Source organism: Streptomyces sp. LS1784 (assembly GCF_020103755.1).
GTDB lineage: Bacteria > Actinomycetota > Actinomycetes > Streptomycetales > Streptomycetaceae > Kitasatospora.
Genome location: NZ_JAHSQD010000730.1, coordinates 1 through 3,530, shown reverse-complemented (window position 1 = coordinate 3,530; position 3,530 = coordinate 1). Strand labels below are relative to the sequence as shown.

Below are 3,530 nucleotides of genomic sequence, written 5' to 3'. Positions count from 1 at the left end.
TCGCCGCGGCCGGCACCCGGGTGCCGGTGGACCGCGGCGAGGGGAGGTGGCCCAGGTGACGGCGGGCCCCGCCGCCGGAGAGCCCGCCAGAGCCGACGGGCGTACCGTCGAGCGCATCGGCGCAACCACCGGGAGCGGTCCGGCCGGCCGCACCGGCACCGTCGGCACCAATCGATTCGACACCGGCCGCACCGACAACACCCGGCCGCCCCGTGCGGTCCGGCACCACGAGGGAGAGGGAACGCACGTGGAGTCACGCACCGGCTTCGCCGTCGGAGGCACGGCGCACGCCGAACCGGTCTCGGTGCCGGAGCTGCTCGCCCGCAGCCGTACGCTCTGCACCCCGCCACTACGGGCCGCGGTCGCCCGTTTGGCCGCACCCATGGAGACCGTCGCCGCCTACCACTTCGGCTGGATCGACCGGGACGGCACCCCGGTGACGGGGGACGGCGGCAAGGCCGTGCGCCCGGCGCTGGCGCTGCTGTCCGCCCGGGCCACCGGCGCGGAGGCCGAGGTGGGGGTGCCGGGCGGAGTTGCGGTTGAACTGGTGCACAACTTCTCCCTCCTTCATGATGATCTGATGGACGGTGACGAGACCCGGCGGCACCGGGCCACAGCCTGGACGGTCTTCGGGCCGGCCCAGGCGATCCTGGTCGGTGACGCGCTGGCGACACTCGGCACGGAGGTGCTGCTCGACGCCGCGGTGACCGGTGGCACGAGCGCCACCGACGCCGCGCGCGCCGTCCGACTGCTCACCACGGCGACCCGCCGGCTGATCGACGGCCAGGCCATGGACGTCGCCTTCGAACAGCGCGACAGCGTCACGGTCGCGGAGTGCCTGGAGATGGAGGGCGGCAAGACGGCGGCACTGCTGGCCGCCGCCTCGGCGATCGGTGCCGTCCTGGCCGGTGCCGACGACAAGGTCTCCGGCGCGCTCCAGCGCTACGGCCACCACCTCGGTCTGGCCTTCCAGGCGGTGGACGACCTGCTCGGCATCTGGGGTGCCACCGAGGTCACCGGCAAGCCCCACTGGGGAGACCTGCGCCAGCGCAAGAAGTCCCTGCCGGTGGCTGCCGCACTGGCCGAGGGCGGAGCGGCCTCGCGTCGGCTCGCCGAGGAACTGGCCGACCCGAAGGGACGCGGGGAAGAGAGTGAGCCCGAGCTCGCCGCCCGGGCCGCGCTGATCGAGGAGGCCGGCGGCCGAGCCTGGACCCAGGAGGAGGCCCGCCGCCAGCACACGACTGCCCTCGCCGCCCTGGACGAGGTGCCCATGTCCGACGAGGTGCGCGAGCACTTCGTCGCACTCGCCGAATTCGTGGTGGTACGAGAGAGGTGACGTTACGTTGACAGCAACCGCGGACGGCCGGCTCGACCCTGAGTACGATTCCGAGCCGGTCGCGGTGGGCGACCGCCCCCCGGCCCTGCTGGGCGCGGGGCGGCGGCAGCCCGAGGACACCGGCCAGCTCCGGCCTGCCGGTGAGGCGGACCTCCGACCGGCCGACGCGCGGGAGGCCCTGGCCCGCGCCACCACCCACCTGCTCTCCCTGCAGTCCTCGGAGGGCTGGTGGAAGGGTGACCTGGAGACGAACGTCACCATGGACGCCGAGGACTTACTGCTCCGCCAGTTCCTGGGAATCCGCACCGAGGAGCAGACCCACGCCACCGCCGAGTGGATCCGCTCCCAGCAGCGCGAGGACGGCACCTGGTCCACCTTCCACGGAGGTCCGCCCGAACTGTCCACCACGGTCGAGGCCTACGTCGCGCTCAAGCTGGCCGGCGACGACCCGGACGCCCCGCACATGCTGGCCGCCGCGCGCTACGTCCGCTCCGCCGGCGGCATCGCCGCCGCCCGGGTGTTCACCCGGATCTGGCTCGCACTGTTCGGCTGGTGGCCCTGGGAGCGGCTGCCCGAGATGCCGCCCGAGATCATCTTCCTGCCCAAGTGGCTGCCGCTGAACATCTACGCCTTCGGCTGCTGGGCCCGTCAGACCATCGTCCCGCTGACCGTCGTCTCGTCCCACCGCCCGGTCCGTCCGGCCCCCTTCGCGCTCACCGAGCTGCACACCGACCCGGACGACCCGTACCCCCACCGGCCGCTCGCCCCCGCCACCACCTGGGACGGCCTCTTCGAGCGCCTCGACAAGGCGCTGCACGCCTACCACCGCCGGGCCTTCCGCCCGCTGCGCCGGCTGGCCGTCTCGCAGGCCTGCCGCTGGATCGTCGAACGGCAGGAGGCCGACGGCTGCTGGGGCGGCATCCAGCCCCCCGCCGTCTACTCGCTGATCGCCCTGCACCTGGAGGGTTACGAGCTGGAGCACCCGGTGGTGAAGGCCGGGCTCTCCTCCTTCGACCGCTTCACCGTGCACACCGAGGACGGCAAGCGCTGGCTGGAAGCCTGCCAGTCCCCGGTCTGGGACACCTGCCTGGCCACCATCGCCCTGGTCGACGCCGGGGTGCCGGCCGACCACCCGGCGCTGGTCTCCGCCGTGGACTGGATGCTCGGCGAGGAGATCCGCAAGCGCGGCGACTGGGCCGTCCAGCGGCCCGGGCTCGCACCCGGCGGCTGGGCCTTCGAGTTCGAGAACGACACCTACCCCGACATCGACGACACCGCCGAGGTGGTGCTCGCGCTGCGCCGGGTCGCCCACCCCGACCCGGCCAGGGTCGACGCGGCGGTGGACCGGGGCGTGCTGTGGAACCTCGGCATGCAGTCCAAGAACGGCGCCTGGGGCGCCTTCGACGTGGACAACACCAGCACGCTGCCCAACAAGCTGCCGTTCTGCGACTTCGGCGAGGTGGTCGACCCGCCGTCCGCCGACGTCACCGCGCACGTGGTGGAGATGCTCGCCGAGACCGGCCGCTCCCGCGACCCGCGGACCAGGCGCGGCATCGAGTGGCTGCTGCGCAACCAGGAGGCGGACGGCTCCTGGTTCGGCCGGTGGGGCACCAACTACATCTACGGAACCGGCTCGGTGCTGCCCGCCCTGGTGGCGGCCGGCGTCCCGGACGAGCACCCGGCGATCCGCCGGGCGGTGCGCTGGCTGGAGGACCGGCAGAACGCCGACGGCGGCTGGGGCGAGGACATGCGCTCCTACGACGACCCGGCGCGCTGGGCCGGGCGCGGCGACTCCACCGCCTCGCAGACCGCGTGGGCGCTGATGGCGCTGCTCGCGGCCGGCGAGGGGCCGCAGTGCCGGGCCAACCCGGCGGTCGAACGCGGCGTGGAGTGGCTGGTGCGCACCCAGCTCCCCGAGGGCACCTGGGACGAACCGCAGTTCACCGGCACCGGCTTCCCGTGGGACTTCTCCATCAACTACCACCTGTACCGGCTGGTCTTCCCGGTCACCGCGCTCGGCCGCTACCTCAACGGCACCCCGGGCACGAGCCGGGCCGACGGCGCCCCGGTGATCGGGGTGGCGCGGTGACCACCGCGCCCCTGCTGGTGCTCTGCGCCCTGGGCCCCGAGGTCTGGGCCCTGCGCGGCGGGGACTGGCGCGGCGCGCCCGGCGGGTCCCCGGTGCTGGTGCGCA

2 protein-coding genes are annotated in these 3,530 nt (G+C 74.1%); both read left to right on the top strand.

The window, feature by feature from the left end; all coding sequences use genetic code 11:
- Positions 1–247: 247 nt before the first annotated feature.
- Positions 248–1,336: a polyprenyl synthetase family protein gene (locus tag KS423_RS41380; protein WP_374120150.1), complete on the top strand. Its 1,089-nt coding sequence runs from the start codon at positions 248–250 to the stop codon at positions 1,334–1,336.
- 7 nt (positions 1,337–1,343) lie between these two features.
- Positions 1,344–3,425, top strand: coding sequence for a squalene--hopene cyclase (shc, locus tag KS423_RS41375; protein ID WP_224284877.1), 2,082 nt, complete (start codon positions 1,344–1,346; stop codon positions 3,423–3,425).
- Positions 3,426–3,530 lie beyond the last annotated feature (105 nt).